This is a genomic window from Nocardia sp. NPDC049190 (genome assembly GCF_040648115.1).
In the GTDB taxonomy this organism is placed as follows: Bacteria; Actinomycetota; Actinomycetes; order Mycobacteriales; family Mycobacteriaceae; genus Nocardia.
Genome location: NZ_JBEZDE010000001.1, coordinates 261,578 through 286,581 on the forward strand (window position 1 = coordinate 261,578; position 25,004 = coordinate 286,581).

The 25,004-nt window shown below is 65.8% G+C and carries 7 protein-coding genes and 2 tRNA genes; 1 reads left to right on the forward strand and 8 read right to left on the reverse strand.

Going from position 1 to position 25,004, the window contains the following annotated elements; genetic code table 11:
- Positions 1–75: 75 nt before the first annotated feature.
- The 6 genes from AB0B25_RS00995 to AB0B25_RS01020 all read right to left on the reverse strand — a co-directional run bounded on the left by AB0B25_RS00995 (position 76) and on the right by AB0B25_RS01020 (position 19,432).
- Complete coding sequence (locus tag AB0B25_RS00995) at positions 76–1,446, reverse strand: wax ester/triacylglycerol synthase domain-containing protein (protein WP_357172767.1); 1,371 nt, start codon at positions 1,444–1,446, stop codon at positions 76–78.
- 244 nt (positions 1,447–1,690) lie between these two features.
- Positions 1,691–2,620: an aldo/keto reductase gene (locus AB0B25_RS01000; RefSeq protein ID WP_357172770.1), complete on the reverse strand. Its 930-nt coding sequence runs from the start codon at positions 2,618–2,620 to the stop codon at positions 1,691–1,693.
- Positions 2,621–2,649: 29 nt separating this feature from the next.
- Positions 2,650–17,007, reverse strand: a complete 14,358-nt coding sequence (locus AB0B25_RS01005) for an amino acid adenylation domain-containing protein (RefSeq protein WP_357172772.1) — start codon at positions 17,005–17,007, stop codon at positions 2,650–2,652.
- A gap of 1,133 nt (positions 17,008–18,140) precedes the next feature.
- Positions 18,141–18,213: transfer RNA gene (locus AB0B25_RS01010), tRNA-Ala, on the reverse strand.
- 118 nt (positions 18,214–18,331) lie between these two features.
- Positions 18,332–18,408 (reverse strand) — tRNA-Ile (locus AB0B25_RS01015).
- A 223-nt stretch (positions 18,409–18,631) separates the two neighbouring features.
- Positions 18,632–19,432: a DUF3566 domain-containing protein gene (locus AB0B25_RS01020; protein ID WP_357172775.1), complete on the reverse strand. Its 801-nt coding sequence runs from the start codon at positions 19,430–19,432 to the stop codon at positions 18,632–18,634.
- Between the two features lie 54 nt (positions 19,433–19,486).
- Between AB0B25_RS01020 and AB0B25_RS01025 the strand changes: the two genes are divergently transcribed.
- The gene (locus AB0B25_RS01025) at positions 19,487–19,819 is read left to right on the forward strand and encodes a hypothetical protein (RefSeq protein WP_357172778.1); all 333 of its coding nucleotides are present in this window, start codon (positions 19,487–19,489) and stop codon (positions 19,817–19,819) included.
- Positions 19,820–19,931: 112 nt separating this feature from the next.
- Here the strand turns inward: AB0B25_RS01025 and gyrA are convergent, their stop codons facing one another.
- Together gyrA and gyrB are read right to left on the reverse strand one after the other, a co-directional pair.
- Positions 19,932–22,448 (reverse strand): DNA gyrase subunit A, encoded by a 2,517-nt coding sequence (gene gyrA, locus AB0B25_RS01030; RefSeq protein WP_357172781.1) that lies wholly within the window; start codon positions 22,446–22,448, stop codon positions 19,932–19,934.
- Positions 22,449–22,506: 58 nt separating this feature from the next.
- The gene (gene gyrB / locus AB0B25_RS01035; RefSeq protein WP_357172784.1) at positions 22,507–24,552 is read right to left on the reverse strand and encodes a DNA topoisomerase (ATP-hydrolyzing) subunit B; all 2,046 of its coding nucleotides are present in this window, start codon (positions 24,550–24,552) and stop codon (positions 22,507–22,509) included.
- Between the last annotated feature and the right edge of the window lie 452 nt (positions 24,553–25,004).

Consider the following 25,004-nt stretch of genomic DNA (forward strand, 5'->3'; position numbering starts at 1 on the left):
GTGAAACGTCGGGAAGAATCCGGCGTTCGAATCCCACCCGGTCACGCCGACCGGGCTCCCGAGCACAACAGCCGATCATGATGCGGTGTCGATGGCGGCGGCGACCTCGTGGAACGATTCCCGCAAGATGTCGCAGTAGTCGCCCAAGTCCGGGACGATCTCCGGATCACACCCGACGGACACCGCGAAGCTGTCCCGCACGCCTACGAACGAATGCGCCAGCACGATGTCCGGGAAAACCGGTGGCAGCATGCCCGCGAACCGAAACGGCCTGCCCGACAACGACCATTCCGCGGTCGGCTCGCATCTGATGCTGGTCAAGGTGGTATGCGCGGGCACCGGCGCGGCCGGGTCGGCCGGCGGGAACCCACCGAATCTCGCCCGATAAATACGGCTCGGCAGCAGTTCGGCCAGCTCGAGTCGGGTGAGTTCCCGGCGGCTCGTGGCCGAGTGGCGGCGTACGCGCAGCGTAGCGTCGACCGCCCGTGCGCGGTCGGCGAGATCGAGTTCGCTCGGGGAAAGATCCACCACGTCGGCGCCCACGCGATTCACACCCATCGCCACCACATCGGGCACTGCGATGGTGATGTACGCCGCGAGATCCGCGGGGCACGCCGCACCCCGTTTCTCGAGATAGCGCTCCATAGCGCGTGAGACCGCCGTCAGGCCGACAGCAGTCACGGTGATTCCCGGTGCCCGGACGATCCGGAGTTCCAATGGGATCGTCCGCATCGCTCGGCCCGGGCCGATCCGCTGGTTGAAGACGGTTCGGCCGCGCGGCGACGTGCTCGGCCCGCTGTCGTCGCCGTCGCGGGCGAGCCGCCGGTTCTCGCTGCGGACCCGCGCATTGAATCGCAACACCTGCAATGGCCAGCGCAGCACACCTTCCACCGCGGCGCGTCCCAGAGGCGGACGCTTCGCGGCTGGCCCGAGGCCCTCGATCCGCACCGGCGCAGACGCGGGCGCGAACAAGGCTTCCGAGAGTGACGTCATGGCCGGACCCGCCATCAGCGCATGACTGACATACATCATCACCACGGTGCCCGTGCCGGTCAGCGTCGCGACGCCGGATACCTCGGGGAACACATGCAGCTGCCAGGCGCTGACCCGAGCATCCAGCGGTTGCGCCAGAATGCTGCCCATCTGGTCGAGGCACCCCGCCCAGTCCAGGTCCGCCGTCGGATGGATGACGAGGTGACGATCGATCGGACTGTCGTCGACCCCCCAGAACGGATGACCGAGCCCACCGGGCACGTCGTGAATTCGGCGGCGCAGCGGTTCGAGCAGCTCGGCCCGTTCGGCGAAGTATCGGGCAAGGTCGGCCGTACTCGGCGACATGCCGCTCTCGTTTTCGAACACCCACCACATCGGCCAGTCGGTGATACGACCCGAACGGGCGAAATAGTAGTAGGAGGCGTCATTGCCCACCAGCTGTGATTCGTGCATCCGCCCGCTCTCGTCGATCTCCGATTTGCTGCACTCTATCGCCATGTCCAGCGAGGGAGACATCGAAATCAGCTGCTGTCCTGTTGAATTGGCAGGGCGGCTGGTCAGTGTCGACTGCCGCCGAAGCAAACGCTCGGCTGCGAAATCTCAGCCGAGCGTTTGTCGACTTCCTCCCCATCGCGACCCGCAGCGGTGTCGCAATACGCCGAAACCTGTTACTTCGGCTAGGGCATTGGCCGTTTCGTCAGCCCCGGGTCAGTTTCGGCAGCCGGAAGCGCCGACCACCGGTCTTTTCCGGTGCGGGAGAACTCACCGCGGACAGGGCGGCGAATTCGTCGTCGGTGAGTTCGATGGTGGCGGCGGCGGTGTTCTCCTCCAGATGCGCGACGCTGGAGGTGCCCGGGATGGGCACGATGACCGGAGAGCGACGCAGCAGCCAGGCGAGCGCGAGCTGGGACGGGCTGGCGTCGTCGCGCGCGAAAGTATCCAGGGGGCCACCGGGACGGGCGAGTTCGCCGGTGGCCATGGGGAACCACGGGATGAACGCGATATCGTTCGCTTCGGCGTAGTCGAGCACGTCTTCGGCACTCCGATTGGCGAGGTTGTACAGGTTCTGCACCGAGACGATGTCGACGATCTTGCGAGCCTGCTCCAGCTGGGCACGGTTTACCTCGGAGACGCCGATGTGGCGGATCTTGCCCTCTTTCTGCAGCAACGCCAGCTCACCGAGTTGGTCGGCGAGCGGCACCTTCGGGTCGATCCGATGCAGCTGATAGAGATCGATCCGATCGACGCCGAGATGGCGCAGGCTCAGTTCTAGCTGTTGGCGCAGGTATTCGGGGCGGCCGACGGGAAGCCAGTCCCCGGGACCGGGCCGGGTCAGGCCGCCCTTGGTCGCGATCACCAAGTCCTCGGCGTACGGGCGCAGTGCCTGCCGGATGAGCGTTTCGCTGACGAACGGACCGTAGGAATCCGCGGTGTCGATGAAAGTGATACCGAGCTCTACCGCGCGACGTAGCAGTCGCACCGCCTCATCCGGATCCTTCGGGTCACCCCACACTCCGGGACCGGTGATCTGCATCGCGCCGTAGCCCAAGCGATGGACCGGGAGGTCACCACCGAGGGCGAAAGTGCCCGAGGCGGCGGCGGGACGTGACTCGGCTTGTGTGGTCATACTTTCCTTCCGAACAGAGGGGTTGCTGATCATTCAGCGTGCTGGCTCATTCCGCACTCGACGCGGTCCTGCGGTATGCCGTCCTGGCGCGGGGCGGGGAAGAAGCCCGACTCGATGAAGGACCGGACGTAGGCGTCCAACGCCGCGGTATCGATTCGCGGGCAGCGGATTTCGAGATCAGCCAGCTCGGCACGAGTATGGGTGTCATCGACGGTGATCGCAGCCCCACCGTAGTTTCCGCTGACCAGGGCGGCGCGCACCAGAGAGTCGTCGCCGGCCGCATCGCGCGTCGCGGCTTCCTCGGCCAGCCTGGTCGCCAGCTCCTCGACCGACGCGATCGCAACCGGGATCCCGTGCCTACGCAGGGCTTGGAAGATATCGTCGACCAGCACCGGCTGGGTGTTCACCAGGTGATATGCCGCACCGACCGCGGGCCGAGCAGCCAGCGCGACGATGGCGCCGGCGACGTAGTTCACCGGCGCCAGCGTCATCGTCGCGTCGCCGGTGTCGGGGGCGAGTCCGAGGACGGCGACCGCCCGGATCATGTTCCAGAACGAGTCGTCGACGCTGTTCACCCCCACCCGCGGATCACCACACACGATTCCGGGGCGGTAAATGCTCACCGGCACACCGCGTTCGCCTGCCTGACGGACCAATTGCTCGGCGACCCACTTGCTGGTCACATAGCCGTTCTCGGACACCTCGGCGAGGCGGAGCTCGGTGTCCTCGGGGCCGCGGAAATCCGGTGCGGGAGCATTCGGAATCACGGTATTGACGGTGGAGACGAAATGCACGGGTTTGATCCGGCTTGTCGTCGCCAGTACCAACACCTCGCGGGTGCCCGCCACATTGGCGGCGCGCAGTCGCGCATAGGGTTCGATGTGGTTTACCCGAGCACCATTGTGATAGATCACCTCGATCTGCTCGGCCAGCCGTGCATATCCGAGTTCGTCCAGCCCGAAGCGCGGCGCTGCCAAATCACCGGCTACAGCGACGATACGGGCGTCGTAGGCCTCGTCCCAGATCCGGTACTTCACCAGAGCGTCCCGAATCCGCGCGTGTGCCTGCTCGGCGTCGTCGCTGCGCACCAGGCACCACACGCGTGCCTGGCTGCTGCACAGCAGCTCTCGCAGCAAGTGCGCGCCGACGAATCCGGTCGCACCGGTGAGCAGCACATCCAGTGGAGCGCCGGAGTGCGCCGGCGCGACACCCGCACCATCGATCTCCGGCTCGAGCACGGCGTCTGCGGCGATCGTGGCGGCATCCCGGGTCGATACCACGGCCGCGGGCGCAGCCGAATTGTCGATACGGGCGGCGAGGCCGCGCACGGTCGGAGCGGTGAACAACGCCGCCATCGGGACGTCGATCCCGAGCCGAGCGGACAGCGCACGCTGCAGCGTGAACGCGAGCAGCGACGTGCCGCCGAGATCGAAGAAATCGTCCTCGGCGCCCGCCCGGGCAACCGCGAGCACGTCGGCGAACACCTCGGCGACGACTCGCTCGGTCGGGGTCGCCGGTGCGACGAAATCGCGGGCTCGGAAGACCGGCCGCGGCAGCGCGGCGCGATTGAGCTTCCCGCTGTCGTTCACCGGGAACGCGTCGACAACCATAATGGCCGACGGCACCATATACGACGGCAACACCTGCGCCAGCGAATCGCGAAGGGCGTCGACTGCCAGTTCGGTTGTCGGCACCACATAGGCCGCCAGTTGGTCGCCGATATCCGACGCGGTCACCACGACCACCGCCTGGGCGACGGACGGGTCGTCCAGCAGCGCGGCCTCGATCTCACCCAGCTCGATCCGGTGACCACGGATCTTCGCCTGGAAGTCGGTGCGTCCCAGGTACTCCAGCACGCCGTCGGCGCGGCGGCGCACCAGATCACCGGTCCGATACATCCGCGCGCCGGGTGGCCCATACGGGTCGGTGACGAACCGATCCGCGGTCAAGTCCGGCCGCCGAAGGTAGCCGCGCGCCAATTGACGTCCGGCCAGATACAACTCGCCGACAACACCGGCCGGCACGAGATGCAGCCGGGAATCGAGGACATACGTGCGCGTATTCCATTGCGCCACACCGATCGGCACCGTCATACGGTCGCTGGTGGACGCGGGCCGATAGGTCACCGACACCGCCGCTTCGGTAGGACCGTACAGGTTGTGCAGTCCGGCACTCGACAGCGCGGCGAAGTCTGCGACGGTGCTGGGCGGCAACGCTTCGCCGATGACGAAGACATCCCGCAACGATGCCAACTGTTCCGCCCGCGCGGCGCTCAGGAATACCTGCAGCACCGACGGCACGAAATCGGTGAGCGTCACCTGATGGGTGGCGATCAGGTCGGCGATGTAGCCGGGATCACGCTGACCGCCCGGCGCGGCGAGCACCAGTCGCGCACCCACCCACAGCGGAACGAAGAAGCCCCACAGGGACACGTCGAACGTAGTCGCCGTCTTCTGCAGATAGACATCATCCGGCCCGAACGAATACTGCGCCGCCATCCATTCGATCTGGTTGGTGATCGCGCCGTGCGACACCATCACACCCTTGGGTCGTCCGGTCGATCCCGAAGTGAACAGCACATACGCCGGGTGTTCGGCATGGGGCAGTGCGAGCAGTTCATCGGCGCGGACCGGATCGGCGGGATATTCCGACAAGTCCAGTGCGTCGACATCTATCACTCGAACCCCGGAAACAGGAGCCGGGTCGCCCTTCGCTGTCAACACACATACGGGCTCGGCCGTCTCCAGCACATACGCGATGCGCCCTGCCGGATGGTCGAGATCCAAGGGCAGGTACGCGCCGCCCGCGGTCAGCACCGCATACATCGCGGCCACCAGCTCCGGCGAACGCGCCATCGCCAGCGCCACCACGGACTCGGGACCGATGCCCTGCCCGATCAAGTACCGGGCCAGACGGTTGACCCGCTCGTCGAATTCACGATATGTCCAGGCCGTCGCTTCATGCACGACCGCGACCGCCTCCGGCGACGCGGCGACCGCACGGCGGTAGCCGGCCAACAGGAATTCGTCGGACACCGGGTGGACCGTGTCGACCGCGTCGGACAGCAGCTGCGACCGTTCGGCGGAGTCGGTCAGAGCGATGTCACCGAGCAGTGAGCCGGGATCACCGGCAATCACGGAGAGCAGGTGTACGAATCGGTCCACGAACTTTTGCACCGTGCCGTGCTCGAACATGTCAGCGGCGTAGGTGACCACGCCACCGATTCCGCTCGGTGTGCCCGCCGCGTCGTAGCTGTCGCCCACCATCCAATGCAGATCGAACTGTGATATCTCGGTACCGATATCCAGGCTCGCGACGGTCAGCCCGGGCAACTCGAGTGCGACGGTCGCCAGATTCTGGAACGACAGTGCCACCTGGAACAGCGGGTGCCGCGCGGTCGACCGCGTCGGCTTCAACACCTCGACCAGCCGCTCGAACGGCACGTCCGCGTTGGCGAAGGCCTGGATATCGATCTCGCGCTGGCGCGCGAGCAATTCCGTGAAGGTCGCGCCGGCGTCGTACCGTGTGCGGAAGACCAGGGTGTTGATGAACATGCCGATCAAGTCGTCCAGTTCCGCCTCGCCGCGTCCGGCAACCGGCCCACCGATAGCGATATCGTGGGTGCCGGACAACCGCGCCAGCAGCACGGCCAGTGCCGTGTGCACGACCATGAACAACGTCGTGCCCTCGGCCCGCGCCAATTCGGCCAGCGCACCATGGATTTCGGCATCGATACGCACCGGAACCCGGCCGCCGGCGAAGGAACGCACCAGCGGACGCGGCCGATCCGACGGCAGGTCGAGCTGGTCCGGCAATCCTGCCAAAGCCTGCCGCCAGTAGGCGATCTGCTCGGCCGCTGGTGAGTGCGGATCGTCGTCGGCGCCGAGCACGTTGCGCTGCCAGATGCTGTAGTCGGCGTACTGCATCGCCAGCGGCGTCCAATTCGGGGCCTGCCCACCCAGGCGCGCCGCGTACGCGGATACCAGATCCCGAACCAACGGGCCCATCGACGAGCCGTCAGCGGCAATATGATGCACCACCATCGCCAACACGTACTCGTGCTCGGCATCGGACTGATCCGGGTTCGCCGTGGCGTCGCCGAGATCGAACAAGACGATCCGGACCGGCACCTCGAGGGTGAGGTCGAACGCCGTCTTCGCCAGTTCCACGACCGCGTCCGTGACGTCCGCCGGGTCGACGATCCGGATCTGGACCTGCGGAGTCGCCTGCGATACCGGCAGGATCACCTGGACCGGAACTGCCTTGGCGTCATCGGCCGCCTCCGCGTGCGGATACACCGTGCGCAGGATCTCGTGCCGGGCCACCAGATCCGCGATCGCCGCCTGCAGCGCCTCCGTATCGAGCGCGCCGCTCAACCGCACCGCCATCGGCACGTTGTAGGCCACCGACGCCGTGTCGAGCCGATTGAGGAACCACATTCCCTGCTGCCCGAGCGACAGTGGAATCTGTTCCGGCCTCGGACCGGCGATCAAGGCCGGACGGCTGGCACCGGACACGCTGTCGCTCAACCGCGCCGCGAGCGCGGCCACTGTGGACGCCTCGAACAGCAGGCGCACCGGGACCCGAGTGTCCAATGCCGCCCCGATTCGCGCCATGAGCCGAGTGGCGATCAGCGAGTTGCCGCCCAGTTCGAAGAAGTCGTCGTCGGCGCCGACCGGGCCGGCCGGATCGAGCAATTCGGTGAATACGCGAGCGACCAATTCTTCGCGCGGCCCGGATGGCGCCCGGTGCGCCTTCGTGTGCAACACCGGTGCGGGCAACGCGGCGCGATCGAGTTTGCCGACCGGGGTCAACGGGATCTCGTCGAGCACCATGACGCTGGTCGGCACCATGTGTGCGGGCAGGCTGCGCCCAGCGAACGCGATGAGTTCGTCGGTGTCGATCATCGCACCGTCGGCGGCGCGCACATAAGAAACGAGGATTGTCGTGCCACTCGCGATCTCCCGCCCGATCGTGACAGCGAAGTCGACGGCATCGTGAGCAGCGAGGACGGCGTCGATTTCACCCAATTCGATGCGGAACCCGCGAATCTTCACCTGAAAGTCGTTGCGACCCGCATACTCCAGCTCGCCGTCGATTGTCCTGCGCACCAGATCGCCGGTCCGGTACAACCGTGCTCCGCGTGGATCGAACGGGTTCGCTACGAACCGTGCGGCGGTCAACGCGGCCCGTTCTCGATACCCCCGCGCCAGCTGCGTCCCGGCGATGTAGAGCTCGCCGACGGCCAGGTCCGGCACCGGAGACAGTCGCATATCCAGCACGTACTCGGTGATACCGCGGATCGGACCGCCGATGGTCACGGTCTGTCCCGGCGCCAGCGGCGCGCTGATATTGGTCATGATCGTGGTCTCGGTCGGGCCATAGCCGTTGTAGAACTCGCGATTGCGACGCCCCGCGATCGGAATTGCCCAGCGCTGCACCAGATCCGGCGGGCAGGCCTCGCCACCGGCGACCACGACGCGAAGCTTGTCCAGACCTGTCGGATCGACGGACGCCAGCGCCGCGGGCGTGATGAAAGCATGAGTCACTCGCTCCCGGCGCAACAGTGCGGCCAGTTCCGCACCGCCATACACGGTCGGCGCGGCCACCACCATGGTCGCGGCGCCGCCGACCGCCAGCAGCAACTCCAGCACCGACGCGTCGAACGACGGTGACGCGAAATGCAAGGTGCGGGAACTGCTCGTCACCCGGTAGCGCTCCCGCTGTTCGTCGCAGAAACTCGACAACCCGGCCTGCGTGACGACCACGCCTTTGGGCTTGCCGGTCGATCCGGACGTGTAGATGACGTAGGCCGGGTGCTCGGCGCGCAGTGGCCGCCGCCGATCCGCGTCGGTGATCGATGCGGCCGAGTAATCGTCGAGTCGCCGACCGAGATCGTCGGCGTCGATGGCAAGCCACTCCACCTCGTCGGGCAGATCGGCGCACACCTCGACAACCGTCAGTCCCAGCACCACACGTGAATCCACAATCATGTGCGTGACCCGCTCGGCGGGATAGTTGGGATCCACCGGCACGAATCCGGCACCGGTCTTGGCCACCGCCCACACCGCGAGCACCGAATCCAGTGACCGCGGAATTCCGATCGCGACCAGATCCTCCGGGCCCACGCCACGGTCGATCAGCAGCCGGGCCAGTCGGGACGATCGCTCGTCGAGGTCGACGTACTCCCATTCGGCCAGCTGCTCGGTGGCGTCCGCGAAGACCACCGCGACACCGTCGGGATTGTTTTCCACTGCCTCGGCCAGCAGGTGTGGCAGCGTCGTGACGCGCGCCGGCTCGACCGGTTCCGGCACGTCGGGCCGAACCGGCGCGGCCAGTGTCCGGTCACGTTCGTCGGCATCGAGGAGGTCGATCGCGCCGACAATCGCGCGCGGATCGGCGGCGACCGCGGCGAGGATCCGCTCGAACCGCCGACCGAGTCGCTGTACCGTCGATTCCTCGAAAAGAGCCGTGACATAAGTGAATACGATCACCAGCTCGGCCAGCGTCCCGTCAGCACGGTGCTGTGGTTCGACAGTCACCTGCAGGTCGAACTTCGCCGACACCTCGCCGGTATCCACCGCCGAGACGGTCAGGCCGGGCAGCTCCAGCGACGGCTGCTCGGTGTTCTGGAACGACAGCATCACCTGGAAGAGCGAATTGCCCGCGCCGACCGAAGTGGGCACAACCGCCTCGACGACTTGCTCGAACGGGACGTCCGCGTTGGCGAAGGCGAGGAGATCGGTCTCGCGCACCTGCCCGACGAGCGCCTCGAACGTGGCGGCGTGATCCACCGCGGTACGCAGTGTCAGGGTATTGACGAACATGCCGACCAGATCGTCCAGAACGGCCGCGCCACGGCCCGCGATCGGTGTGCCGATCGCGATATCGGAACTGCCGGACAGTCGAGCCACCAGTGCGGACAACGCGGCGTGCACGACCATGAACAGCGACGAGTGGTGATCACGCGCGATACGGGCCAAGCCCGCATGCACTTGCGCGGGCACGACGATGCTGGCCGACGCGCCACGCATGGACGGTACCGTGGGGCGAGAGTGATCCAGTGGCAGCCGCGCGGCCTCGGACACACCGGCCAGTTGTCGGCGCCAATACGCCAATTGCTGGGTGGCGATGGAGTTCTCGTCGTCGTCGGTGCCGATGACCGCTCGTTGCCATATCGCGAAGTCGGCATATTGCACCGCCAGCGGCGCCCATCCCGGCGCGGCGCCCGCGGTTCGCGCGAGATAGGCGGTCATCAGATCCCGCGCCAGCGGCGCCAACGAGACACCGTCCGCCGAAATGTGATGCACGACGAAAACGAGCAGATGTTCGTCCGTGGTCGGGCCGCGGAACAGCCGGATCCGCACCGGCGGATGTTCGGTGACGTCGAACCCCGCGGACACGAGTTCGATGACCCGGTCACGATCGCCAGCGATGGCCGTATCGACCTCCAGCCCGCCCGGCAGTGCTTCGGTCGCCGACAGGATCTCCTGGTGCGGCGCACCGTCGGGGCCGTGCGCCGGGAAGCGCGTGCGCAGCGCTTCGTGACGCTCGAGCACATCCGCGACCGCCTGCCGCAACGCAGTCACGTCGAGCGTGCCGGCAAGCCGGATCGCGAACGGCAGGTTGTAGGCCGGCGAATCCGTATCGACCTGATTGAGTACCCACATGCGCTGTTGCGCCAGCGACAGCGGCACCGAATCCGGCCGCACGGCCCGAGTCAGCGGTGGACGAGCCGCGGCGGCACCGGAACCCGGCACGATGCCCGCCGCCAGTGCGGCGACCACCGGCGCGTCGAACAGGGTCCGCACCGACACCCGCGCATCGAGCGCCGCACTCAGTCTGGCCACGACCTGGGTGGCGACCAGAGAGTTGCCGCCCAAGGCGAAGAAGTCGTCGTCGACGCCTACCCGGTCCACACCGAGCACGTCGGCGAACACCCCAGCCACGATTTCCTCGATGGGGGTGGAGGGCGCCCGGAACTCCCTACCGGTGAACGTCGGCTGCGGCAACGCCTTACGATCCAGTTTGCCGCTGGTGTTGAGCGGGAACGCGGCCAACTCCACGACCGTGGCCGGCACCATATACGCGGGCAGCGTCCGAGCGAGCGCCGGTAGCAACTGCGCTGGATCGATGCGCGCCCCGAGCGAAGGCACCGCGTAAGCCACCAGTTGATCACCGAGGTCCGACGGCACCACCAGGACGACAGCCTGACTGATCGACGGCTGCGCCAACAGTGCCGACTCGATGTCACCGAGCTCGATCCGCTGACCCCGGAACTTGACCTGAAAGTCGATCCGGCCCAGATACTCCAGAACACCACTTTCCGCGGCGCCGTCGGCCGGGCCCGTCGGCGCGGAGCTTGCGAGCGCACGCCACACCACCAGATCGCCGGTGCGGTACATCCGCTCCCCGGTACCGAACGGACTGGCCACGAACCGGTCCGACGTCAGATCCGTGCGCGCCACGTAGCCGCGAGCCAGTTGGTCGCCGGCCAGATAGAGCTCACCGGTAACCCCGGCGGGCACCGGTCGCAAGTGCGAATCCAGGACGTAGACCTGGCTGTTCCACTGCGGCGTTCCGATCGGCACGCTGGAACGTTCGTCGCCGGTCGCCGCCCAGTAGGTGATGGAGACCGCGCCCTCGGTCGGACCGTACAGGTTATGCACGGCCGCGGAAGAGATCGCCCGCAGCGCAGCGACGGTCTCGGGCGGCAGCGCCTCGCCGATCGCGAAGACGTGCCGCAGGGTCGGGACGGCATCCGCCGCCGTATGAGCCGCGAATACCGCCAGCATCGACGGGACGAAGTCGGTGACGGTAACGCGTTGCGCTGCGATGGTTTCTGCGAGGTAGGCCGGGTCGCGGTGGCCGTCGTGGGTCGCTACCACGAGTTTCGCGCCCACCCGTAGCGGCATGAAATAGCCCCACAGCGATACGTCGAAGGTGGTGGCGGTCTTCTGGAAGTACACGTCGTCGGTACTCGCCGGATACTCGGCGAGCATCCAGGTGATCTGGTTGTGGATCGCGCCATGCGACACCACGACGCCTTTCGGGCGGCCGGTGGAGCCCGACGTGAAGATCACGTATGCCGGGTTGGCCGGACGCACCGGCCGTAGCAGTTCCGCGGCCCGGATCGGACCACCGTCGAAGCGGTCCAGTTCCTCGGTGTCGAGATACAACACCGGAATCCCGTCCGGCACCGGTATGGCGTCCGTGCTCACGGCAATCACGCACACCGGTTGCGCGGTGTTCAGCACGTGCGCGATGCGTTCGCCAGGATGATCCGGATCCAGCGGAACATACGCTCCACCAGCGGTGATGATCGCGTACATGCCGACGACCGAATCCAGCGAGCGCCGGACCGCGAGCCCGACCAGCGACTCCGCGCCGACACCACGCGAGATCAGTAGACGAGCCAGTCGGTTGACCCGCTCATCGAACTCCCGGTAGGTCAACTCGCAGCCCTCGTAGACCACGGCGATTCGATCCGGATGCGCCCGCACCGTGCGGCGGTAGCCGTCCAACAGCAGCTCGGGTTCGACCGGATGCCGGGTGTCGTTCCAGTTCACCAGGATCCGGTCCCGCTCGGCGCCGGGCAGCATGATGTCGATATCGACGACCTGTGCCTCGGGATCTCCGAGCAGTGCCTCCAGCACCCGGAGCATCCGTGCGGCAATGGCTTCCACTTCGGCGGCGGTGAACCGGCTGTCCAGGTACTTCCAGGTCAGCTCGATCGTCGACTCTGCGGTGACCAGCAGCGTCAGCGGGTAGTGTGTGTCATCCTGCAGACCGACACCGGTGACCGACATGCCGTCGATGGAGCTGACCGCGACGATCGCGTCCCGGTCGATCGGGTACGACTCGAAAATCAGCAAGGTGTCGAATTGCGCCCCGGCTCCTGCGATCCGCTGGATGTCGGTGAGACCTACATGGTGGTGGTCGAGCAGGTCGGCCTGGTCACGCTGGAGGCGCTGCAAGAACTCCCCGACCGCCGGACGATCGTCGACCCGCACGCGCACCGGCAACGTGTTGATGAACAGGCCCACCATGGACTCGACGCCGGACAGTTCCGCCGGGCGGCCGGACACCGTCGCGCCGAACACCACATCGCTGCGACCGGTGAGCCGACCGAGCAGAATCCCCCACGCGGCCTGGACCAACGTGTTCACCGTGACGCCGAGTTCGGCGGCATGTTTGGTGAGCCGACGGGTGTGGGCGGCGTCGATCTCGGTGATCAGCTTGCCGATCTGGTAGCGCTCGGCTGTTCGCGCTTTGGGCGCGAGCCGAGTCGGCTCGTCGACGCCGGACAGCGCCGTCGTCCATGCCTGCAGCGAGGCCTGCCGATCCCGGCCCGCCAGCCAGCTCAGGAAATTGCGGTACGAGGCCACCCGGGGCAACGCGGACTGATCGCCTTGCGTCGCGTACAGCACCAGCACGTCTCGCATCAGTAGCGGCATCGACCAGCCGTCGAGCAGGATGTGGTGGGTCGTGATCACCAGATGCCACTGCTGTTCGCTGGTGGCGTCCGTGGTCTCTTCCGTGGCTGTCCGAACCGCCGCACCCGGAGGCACGGCAGCGCCTGCGCTTTCCGTGCTCACCTCGGCAGACTTGTCGCTGCCCGCACGTCCCGCCGTTCCTGCTCCGGTGCGGTACAGGGTGAAGCGCATCAGCGGCGCCACCGACATGTCGAAGTGGGTCGCCCGCTCCTTCTCGATCAAACGGTGCAACTGCGCCGACCGCTCGGACTCGGGTAGGTGCGTCAGATCCACCTCACGCCATGGCACCTCGACCCGGTCCATGACCACCTGGACAGCGTGACCGTCGGCATCGGTGACGAACGCCGTGCGCAGGTTCGGATAGCGGTCCAGGATGGCCTGCGCCGACGCGCGCAGCCGCTCGACGTCCACGGCGCCGCCCAGGTCTACCCGCGCCTGGGTGGTGTAGACGTCAACGCTCGACTGGGCCATCAGCGCGTGGAACAGCAGGCCGGACTGCAGCGGAGACAGCGGCCACACGTCCGACAGGGCCGGGTAATCCTGTTCCCACACTTCGATATCCGACTGGCCGGCGCGGACCAACGGCAGATCCGACGGGGTCAGGCCACCGGCATCAGGCCGTTGCGCGTGCCGGGCGAGGGCGGTCAGCGCGGCGACCCACAGGTCAGCGAACTCCTGCACCCGCTCTCGGGACAACAGCCCGGTCGGGAAGGCGAACGACGCACCCAGCTGCGGACCCTCCGCGCCGTCGGTGACGATCGCGTTGATGTCGATCACGCCGTTCGCGGGCATGTCCGCATCCAACTCGGCATCCAGCTCACCGAGATCCGCGACCGGCACCCAACCCAGGTCACCGAGTTGCGCGGGGATTTCCCCGGTGGATACCCGCCCCAGATAGTTGAAACTGATCTGGCCGACGTCGGCCAACTGAGCGGCGGTCTCCGGGTTCAGATAGCGCAGCAGACCGTAGCCGAGCCCCTTGTCCGGAACCGCCAGCAGCTGCTCCTTGACCGATTTGACGATGTCGGCCATCGCCTTTCCACCCGCGAACGCGTCGTCGACATCGGCGCCCGCGAGATCCAGCCGGACCGGGTAGACGCTGGTGAACCAGCCGACCGTCCTGGACAGATCCGCGCCGGCGACGACATCCTCTTCGCGGCCGTGGCCTTCCAACGTGACCAACGCCGCGCCGCCGGAGGCGTCGCCACGCCAAGTGCTGACCGCGAGCGCCAGCGCCGAGAGCAAGCCATCGTTGACTCCACCGCGATACAGACTCGGGATCGTGGTCAACACCGCGTCGGTCACCGCTACCGGCAGCGTCACCTGGACGCGATCGACGGTGGCAAAGGTATCCACCGCCGGATCGAAGGCGCGCGCACCGAGCAACGGATCCGCCGTCGCCGAAATCTGCTGCCACAACGGCAGTTCCGCGACGCGCGCCGGACTCTTCGCCTCCTCGACGAGGGCATTCGCCCACCGCCGCATCGAGGTTCCATTGACCGGTAGCGCCACCGGCTGACCGGCAGTCAATTGCGACCAGGCCATCGCCAGATCCGGAATCAGAATCCGCCAGGACACACCATCAACCACAATATGGTGAGCGACGACCAGCAACACGTCACGTCGGCGGCCGGCGGAAACCGTCGGGGAATCCGCCGATCCGCCGGTCCCGGCGCCGACCGACGAACCCGACTGCGGGAAAGCGAACCACACGAACTGCGCCATCACGGCGTTCGACGGATCGAGCCGACCCAGGGCCGCGTCGTACTCGACATCTGCCCGCCGCGCCAACTCCGCGTCGTCGATATCGGCGGGCAGTTCGACACGATGCACCAGAGCGTCGACATCCACCGCGCCGCGCTCGAGCGTCGTCAAGATCAAGGAGGTATCCGACGCGGCGCGCACCGGACCGGTACTGCGCAATCGAGCACGCAACATGTCGTGGTGATCGAACACCGCACCGATCGTCGCGACCACCGTCTCCCGGTCGATGCCATCGGGCAGTCGCAGCGCCATCGACTGCGAGAACCGCTGATATGACGAGCCGCGTGCCAGCATCGCCGCCAGAACCGGGGTCAACGGAATCTCACCCACCGCACCACCGGGCAGTTCCGACAACCGCTGCTGTTGCGTTTCCCTGCCGTGTGTAGCGATCTCGGCCAGTGCCGCGACCGTCCGGTGGTCGAACACATCCCGTGGCGTGAATACGACGCCACGGGCCTTGGCTCGCGACACCAGTTGAATCGAGAGGATGGAATCGCCACCCAGCGCGAAGAACGAATCGTCCAGACCGACCCGCTCGACACCCAGCACAGCCGCGAACACCTCGGCGATGATCGCCTCGATCTCGCCCACCGGAGCACGGAAATCACGCGCGGCGAACACGGGTTCGGGCAGCGCGGCGCGGTCCAGTTTGCCGACCGGGGTGAGTGGAATCTTGTCGAGCACCACGATCGCCGCCGGCACCATGTACTCCGGTAACCGATCCCCGACGAAGGTCGCGAGCTCTCCGGTGTCCACACCGGTTTCCGCATCCGGCAGTACGTAGGACACCAGGGCCTTCGCACCGGACGGGAGCGTCTTGCCGAGGGTCACCGCGTAATCGACATCGGGATGGGCGGTCAGGGCATTGTCGATCTCACCCAGCTCGATCCGGAAACCACGGATCTTGACCTGGAAGTCCGACCTCCCCAGGTACTCGAGGGTGCCGTCTGTTTCATTGCGGCGCACCAGATCACCGGTGCGATACATCCGTGCCGCGGAACTACCGGTCTCGGCGCCGAACGGGCTGGCCACGAACCGCTCCGCGGTCAGTCCCGGCCGCCCGAGATACCCCTGGGCCAACGCGGGCCCCGACAGATACAACTCGCCGACCACGCCCGCTGGCGTCGGCCGCAACCGCGCATCCAACACGAACGCCCCGATGCCCGGGATCGCGGTACCGATCGTGATCGGCCGATCCGGCCGCAACGGTCCGCTCAAGGTCGCCCAGACCGTCACCTCCGTCGGGCCGTACCCGTTCACGAAAATCCGCCCATCCCGCACCCAGCGTCCCACCAGTTCCGGACTGCATTTCTCGCCGCCGACCTCCACCACCTCGAGGTCGTCCAGTCCGGCCGGATCCACCGACTCCAGCGCGCCGGGGGTGATGAAGATGTGCGTGACCCGTTCCCGTCGCAGCAGCTCGGCCAGCTCGGCGCCGCCGAACACATACGGCGGCGCTACCACCAGCGTCGCCCCCGACGAGAAGGTCAGCAGTAGCTCCAGCACCGACGCGTCGAAATTCGGCGAAGACACGTGCAGGACACGCGATCCCTCGTGCACCCGACAGCCGTCCCGCCCCGCGGCCACCAAACCACCGAGACCAGCATGGGTGACGACCACGCCCTTGGGTTTTCCGGTCGAACCCGACGTGTAGATGATGTAGGCGGGATGCCGGTGATCGATCGGGCGCACCCGGTCGGCGTAGGAGATCGGGTGGGCGGGCCGCTCGGCGATTCGCCCGGCCTGCACCGGATCATCGAGTTCGATCCAGTCGACGCCTGCGCCGAGGGCCGGGCGGTGGGCCGTGGTGGTCAATCCCAGCACCGCACCGGAGTCCGACAGGATGTGCGCGATCCGCTCGGATGGATACGCCGGATCCACCGGCACATATGCCGCGCCCGTCTTCGCGACCGCACACACCGCCAGTATCGATTCGATACTGCGCGCGATGCCGATCGCGACCGTGTCGCCGGCACCGATCCCGTGGGTAATGAGTTCGCGCGCCAATCGCGATGACAGCTCGTCGAGTTCCCGATAGGTCAGCTGTCGATCATCGGCTGGATCGCCCGACGGATTGAACCGAACGGCAACGGCATCGGCCGCGGATTCCACAGCGACTGTGAGCAAACTCCCGAAGAGTAGACCGGCTTGGCGACGACTACCCCGCGAAGAACGACGATCCCTACTCATTCCGGAACTTCACCTCTCACATTCTGCCAAGCCTTGTCCACGCAAAGAACCACACGCATAAATGGAAAAACGATTCCAAAATTGGCCATACGATCTCGAGCCAAACACATCATCCTACAGGCCGTAATCGGATACGATATCCCCAACCATGAGAATACTTGGCGGTCATCGTTATGAGGCTGCCGAGATCTATTGCCGCCCGAATTACCCGGAAGCGTCCTCGTCCCCACACCGACAGCGGTGGCCGAATGGAGTATGCCGCAGTAGGTGGTTGTGGCTTTCGTGGCGGATTGCTCACTCGGCACCCTCGTTGTCCCTAGAAGCCTTCGACGACACCGGGTCGCCGGCCGACTACCTGATGTCGGAAGGGCGGGCACCGCGCTGCCTGCATCAGCCGTGATGATGTACCCAATCAACCGGAATTCAAACACCAGTCGAAAAAGAAGATGATCCGAAGATATCCTTGGAATTGATTTGTTTTGTCACTACATCCATGTCGAGAACCACACTCAGTTCCCCCATCGGATTATTCATCGCATTAGGGTCGATTGCGATTGCGGAGTTGAAACCGGTCAATATATCGATGGACCTGCAGGGACCTGCCGACGGTGCGGAATCAATTCCGGCGAATATTCCCATCCGGCCGACACCCGCTACAACGTTACTGCCGCAAGAATTCAGCGAAGACGTACAATCCGGTCGCTAACAGGTGGGTGGGTGCGTGGGTACGCTTCATACCTCCAGAGGCAGCCGGTGTTCGGCTGTGAGGGCGGACCAGATCGACCGGCGTGCGCGGCCGGGTCCGCATCCGCGTTCCGGGACGTGGACAACGACGCAGTCGGAGGAGCGTCGAGGAAGGGCACCCCCTGCATCGTCCGGCTGCCTGACCTGACGAACGATGAAGGTACCGACAGTGCGTCGCCCGACGGCTCGAGGCAAGCAAGAGGCGAAGACGGAGTTGATGCCAGCGGATGAGTATCGCGTGCAACCCGCACAGGTACTCGTGCGTTGTGCCACGCGCGCATACCGACGAAAACCGGGAACCAGGCTGTCTTCTGGCCTTTAGTGAGTGGAGCCTAGGGGAATCGAACCCCTAACCCCTGCCTTGCAAAGGCAGTGCTCTGCCAATTGAGCTAAGGCCCCTTCAAACGCCACCGATGACGCACTCTCTCTCGACGTGCATATCCGGGTGGACCGCACCAGCTCGAGCCATTCGATGACCGAGCCAGTCATCTGGAGGTCAACAGTCGTCAAGAGGGAGTGGTGGGCCTAGGAGGACTTGAACCTCCGACCTCTTCGTTATCAGCGAAGCGCTCTAACCGCCTGAGCTATAGGCCCATATCAGCACTGCTTTGTCTCTATTCGATCGAATCGACACAACTCAATGACCGAGAACAGAGACTACCCGACGCCCCCGAGAACGACCAAAACGGCTGGTAGCGGCTTCGGCTATGCAACTGCGGGCTTCCGCTCGGCGACGTCATGACCACTGCGAACCACAGACAAACGGCCGGTACCCAGCCCCGCAGGGCGGATACCGGCCGCTCCGGAAAGCTGAAAGCTAGTCGGGATCGGCCAGGGTCACCTGGATGCCGCCGACGAGGTCACAGCACTGGTTATAGATGAACGTGCCGACGGTACCGAGCGCGGTGAACAACACGACATTGATCAGACCGATCACGCCGGCGTAGCCGAACACCGTCCCCGCGTCGATCAGCCCCACCGACCCGGTGTCCTGCGACACCATGTCGGTGAAGGTGTTGTTCAGCCGCTCCCACACGCCCATGCCCTCGAGCACGATGTAGAGCAGGCCGACCGCCAGCATCCAGACGAAGAACATCGCCACACTGATCACCAGCGAGATCTTCAGCGTCGACCACGGATCGATGCGCCGGATCTGCACCGTGGCGCGCAGTGGTCCGCCGGAGCCGACCGCCGCGGCCACCGCGACCGGAACCGCGGCGGACAGTGGCGACGATTGCGGGCCGAGGGCCTCGCTCGGCGGCAACGGGTGGCGGATCTCGGACAGGTCGGGCATGTCCTTGATCAACTCCGGCCGCGCGATGCTGCGAGTGGGCCCGTCGATGCCGACCGACTTCACCATCGCCGCTTCTTTACGTGCTGCCTTGGCCGCCAGGTCGGCGGTGGTCCGTGCATTGGTGACACCACCGCCGAGACCGACCGGAGCCGTTGAATTCGGCCGTCCGGTCACCGGAGCCTGACCGGGCCGGAACAGATTGGACTGCGGCTCCCGCTGCGGGAGTTGCGCCCAACTGTCCTGGAACGGTGACTGCTGGCCACCGGACGCCGGCTTGTCGCCCTTCTCGGGCGCGGACTGTTCGACCTGGTTGTTGACCCGCACCACCGGACCGAACGGTTCCTGGCCATCCCCGCCGGGCGCCTGATCCGGCGCCCCTTGCTGGGATGCGAACTCGCTCTGCTGGTCACGGATCTCGTGTGGCTGGGCAATGGGTTGGTTGCCACCAGGCTGGTTGCCACCGGGTTGGTTGCCACCGGGCTGACCGCCGACCTGGTGCCCACCGGACTGGCCCGGGAGCCCGCCATGCTGGCCGCCTTGCAGACCACCGGGCTGACCACCCTGGTGATTACCAGGGTGACCGCCGGGCTGGCCGACCTGATGACCACCCGGATGGCCGCCGGGCTGACCGCCGCCTTGCTGGCTGCCGCCGGACTGACCGTTCTCGGCCGAGGCGACCGGCCGGGGGATCGGCCGCGGCGGAATCGGTGACGGTGCGATCCTCTCGGTCACACCGTTCGTCTGGTGCCGCTCGTCGTTCGGCTGGTTCGGAGTGGTCAATGGGAATCCTCAGATCCGTTCGTTGCCGCCGCTGTTGGGGTTATTACTCAGAAGAACCGGTGTCGCCGCCGCCGGCGACCTGATCGGGATCGGGTTCGTCGGCATTGCGCGCGATCGCAAGCAAAGTATCGCCATCCGCGAGGTTCATCAATCGCACACCCTTGGTCTGTCGTCCAGCCTTACGAACCTGCTTTGCCGCGGTCCGGATGACGCCGCCCCCGGAGGTGATCGCGTACAACTCATCCTCGTCGTCGACGATGAGCGCCCCGACCAGGGTGCCACGTTTCGCGTCGAACTGGATCGTCAATACGCCTTTACCGCCGCGACCCTGGGCCGTGTACTCCTCGATCGCGGTCCGTTTCGCGTAGCCGCCGGACGTCGCGACCAGCAGATAGGTGCCATCCCGAACCACATTGAGCGACAACAGTTCGTCACTGGTATTGAACCGCATCCCCTGCACGCCGGAGGTGGCGCGGCCCATCGGGCGCAGCGCCTCATCGGTCGCGGAGAAACGGATGGACTGGCCGAGCGCGGAAACCAGGAGCAGATCGTCCTCAGCCGAGCAGAGCACAGCGCCGACGAGTTCGTCCTCGTCGCGCAGGTTCACCGCGACGATGCCGCCGCTGCGATTGGAGTCGAAGTCCGACAGCTTCGACTTCTTCACCAGGCCATTCTTGGTGGCGAGCACCAGATACGGCGCGTCGTCATAGGCCTTGATCTGGATGATCTGGGCGATCTTCTCATCCGGCTGGAAGGCGAGCAGGTTCGCCACGTGTTGTCCGCGTGCCGTGCGATTGGCCTCGGGCAGCTCGTATGCCTTGGCGCGGTAGACCCGGCCCTTGTTCGTGAAGAACAGCAACCAGTCGTGCGTCGAGGTGATGAAGAAGTGCTTGACGATGTCGTCCTGTTTGAGGCCCGCACCCTGCACCCCCTTGCCGCCGCGTTTCTGACTGCGGTAGAGGTCGGTCTTGGTGCGCTTCGCGTACCCGGTCTCGGTGATGGTGACCACCACGTCCTCGCGGGCGATCAGATCCTCATCGGCCACATCGCCGTCGGCGGCGATGATGCGAGTCCGCCGATCGTCACCGTACTTCTCGACGATCTCGGCCAGCTCGTCGCGCACAATCGCCCGCTGGCGCGCCGGCTTGTCGAGAATGTCCTTCAAATCGGCGATCTCGGTCTCGATCTTGGCCAATTCGTCGATGATCTTCTGCCGCTCCAGGGCGGAGAGACGACGCAGCTGCATGTCGAGGATGGCGGTCGCCTGGATCTCATCGATCTCCAGCAACTCCATCAGACCGCTGCGGGCGGTGTCGGTGTTGGCCGAGCGCCGAATCAGGGCGATGACCTCGTCGAGCGCGTCCAGCGCCTTGACCAGGCCACGCAGTATGTGGGCCCGCTCCTCCGCCTTGCGCAACAGGTAGCGCGTCCGCCGGACGATGACGTTCACCTGGTGCTCGACGTAGTGACGAATCATCTGGTCGAGGCGCAGCGTCCGCGGCACACCGTCGACGATCGACAGCATGTTCGCGCCGAAGCTGGTCTGCAGCTGGGTGTGCTTGTAGAGGTTGTTCAGCACCACCTTGGCGACTGCGTCCCGCTTGACCGTCACCACGATCCGCATACCCGCGCGGTCCGAGGACTCGTCGTGGATGTCGGAGATACCGGCGATCTTGCCGTCCTTCACCTGCTCGGCGATCGAGTTGATGAAGTTGTCGGTATTGACCTGGTATGGAAGCTCGGTGATGACAATGGTTGTGCGGCCGCGGTTGTCCTCCTCGATCTCGACCACACCGCGCATCCGGATCGAGCCGCGGCCGGTGGTGTAGGCGTCGTGGATACCCTGGCCGCCGACGATCAGGCCGTGCGTCGGAAAGTCCGGACCTTTGACCCGCTCCATGCACGCCGCCAGCGTGGCTTCCTCATCGGCGTCGTAATTGTCCAGCGCCCAGTAGATCGCCTCGGCGAGTTCGTTCAGGTTGTGCGGCGGGATGTTGGTCGCCATGCCGACCGCGATGCCGTTGCTGCCGTTCATCAACAGGTTCGGCACCCGGCTGGGGAGCACCGTAGGTTCTTGCGAACGGCCGTCGTAGTTCGGCGTGAAATCGACTGTTTCGTGGTCGATCTCGCGCAGCAGTTCCATGGCGAGTGGGGTGAGGCGGCACTCGGTGTACCGCATCGCGGCGGCGCCGTCGTTGCCTCGGGAACCGAAGTTGCCCTGGCCGTCGACGAGCGGGTAGCGCAGCGACCAAGGCTGGGCCATCCGGACCAACGTGTCGTAGATCGACGCGTCACCGTGCGGGTGGTAATTACCCATGGTCTCGGCCACCGGACGGGCCGACTTCACGTAACCGCGGTCCGGACGGTAACCGTTGTCGTACATCGCGTAGAGCACGCGCCGGTGCACCGGCTTGAGCCCGTCACGCACATCGGGCAGCGCGCGACCGACGATCACGCTCATCGCGTAATCGATGTAACTGCTCTGCATTTCGTTCTGGATGTCGACCGGTTCGATCCGGTCGCCTGCACCGCCGTTCGGGGGCAGCGTGGTCTCAGTCATGCGGTCTCCTTACCGAGCCTGGCGTGATAGGGCTGTGCAGCAGCGTTACGCACGCCGGCTATACGTCGAGGAAGCGAACGTCCTTGGCATTGCGGGTGATAAAGCTGCGACGCGCCTCCACGTCCTCGCCCATCAGAACGGAGAACAGCTCATCAGCCGCGGCCGCGTCGTCGAGCGTCACCTGGCGCAGAACCCGCACCGCGGGATCCATGGTGGTCTCCCACAGTTCCTTGGCGTTCATCTCGCCGAGACCCTTGTAGCGCTGCACGCCGTCGTCCTTGTTGATCTTCTTGCCCGCGGCGAGACCCGCCTCCAGCAGACCGTCGCGCTCGCGGTCGGAGTAGGCGAACTCCGGATCGCTGCGCTGCCACTTGAGCTTGTACAGCGGTGGCTGCGCCAGATACACATGACCGTGCTCGACCAGCGGGCGCATGAATCGGAACAGCAGGGTGAGCAGCAGCGTCGAGATGTGCTGGCCGTCGACGTCGGCGTCGGCCATCAGCACGATCTTGTGATAGCGCAGCTTGGCGATGTCGAACTCGTCGTGGATGCCGGTGCCGAACGCGGTGATGATCGACTGGACCTCGTTGTTCTTGAGGACCCGGTCGATACGTGCCTTCTCGACGTTGATGATCTTGCCGCGCAGCGGAAGGATCGCCTGGTACATCGAGTCGCGGCCGGACTTCGCCGAGCCGCCGGCGGAGTCACCCTCGACGATGTAGATCTCGGACTTGCTCGGGTCCTTGGACCGGCAGTCGGCCAGCTTGCCGGGCAACCCGCCGAGGTCGGTAGCGGACTTGCGGCGCACCAGCTCGCGCGCCTTGCGCGCGGCGACGCGGGCCTGCGCCGAGGACACCGCTTTGTTCACGATGGTCTTCGCGTCGGCCGGGTTGGCCTCGAACCAGTGGGTGAGATGCTCGTTGCAGGTGCGCTGCACGAACGACTTCACCTCGGTATTGCCCAGCTTGGTCTTGGTCTGCCCCTCGAATTGCGGCTCGCCGACCTTGACGCTCACGATGGCGGCCAAACCCTCCCGGATGTCGTCACCGGTGAGGTTGCCGTCCTTCTCCTTGATGAGCTTCTTGTCCTTGGCGTATTTGTTGACCACAGTGGTCAACGCCGCGCGGAAGCCTTCCTCATGGGTGCCGCCCTCGTGGGTGTTGATCGTGTTGGCGAAGGTGTGCACCGACTCGGAGTAGCCCGAGTTCCACTGCATGGCGACCTCGAGCTCGTGGCCGGTTCCCTTGCCGGTGAATCCGACGACCGAGTTGTGGATCGGCTGCTTGGTCCGGTTGATGTGGCGGACGAAGTCCTCCAGACCACCCGGGTAGTGGTAAGTCCGCGTCTTCACCTTGTGCTCGGCGGGCGCGGCGATCTCCTCCGCGTGCTTCGGCGCCGCGGCGGTTTCGCTGACCACCTCGTCGGTGATGTCGGTGTCGCTGACACGTTCGTCGGTGAGCTTGATGGTCAGCCCCTTGTTCAGGAACGCCATCTCCTGAAGCCTGCGGGCAACCGTCTCGAAGTTGTAGGTGGTGGTCTCGAAGATCTCCGGGTCCGCCCAGAAACGGATGGTGGTGCCGGTCCTGGTGGTCGACTCGCCCTGGGTCAGCTTGCCGGGCGTGGAGTCTTTGTAGGTCTGACTCCAGTGGAAGCCGTCCCGGTCGATCTCCGCCTCCAGGCGGCTCGACAGTGCGTTGACCACCGAGATACCGACGCCGTGCAGACCACCGGACACCGCGTACGAGTCCGAGTCGAACTTGCCGCCCGCGTGCAGCTGGGTCATGACGACCTCGATGGTCGGTACTCCCTGGGCGTGCATCGCGACCGGGATGCCGCGGCCGTCGTCGACCACTTCGACGCCGCCATCGGCCAGCAGAGTGACCTCGACCTTTGTCGCGTACCCTGCCATCGCCTCGTCGACGGAGTTGTCGACAACTTCCCAGATCAGGTGGTGCAGACCACGCTCACCCGTGGAGCCGATGTACATACCCGGACGCTTGCGGACCGCCTCGAGCCCCTCGAGAACCGTGATGGAGGAGGCACCGTAGTCCTGCTTCCCGGTCGCCGTGGTCGAACCCGATGCTTTGGAGTCGTTGGCAGCCACTGGTCGGTAGCTCTCCTTACTTGCTGATCCTCGGTACGCAACGATCGGACAGCACGCGTGGCGCCCTGCTTGTCTGCTCGAGAATCAAGGGGCAACGCGAGGACTGTTCGGAACGCGCCGAAGGTATCGCCGCTAGTTACGTCACCATCCTACTGGTACACCCAACTTACAACGCACCTCCGACACCCCTGAGGGCTCCGTGAATGCGAGAAATCGGATTACCGCGACTCGGTTCCGCCTTCCGACCGTTTTCATCCATCAGGCGTCGGCTGAGAGATGCGTTACGGCGGCCGTCGCCGCGACCACCCTGATTGTTCAGCGCACCGTGCCCCTGGGCGACACCGGCGATGCCGCGACGGCCCCGCACCGCCGGATGTGAGATCGGTGACCGATGCCGTGCCGGGAGCTCGGAGCGAGTCGAATTCAGCACCCGCCGACAGCCGCGCATCGAC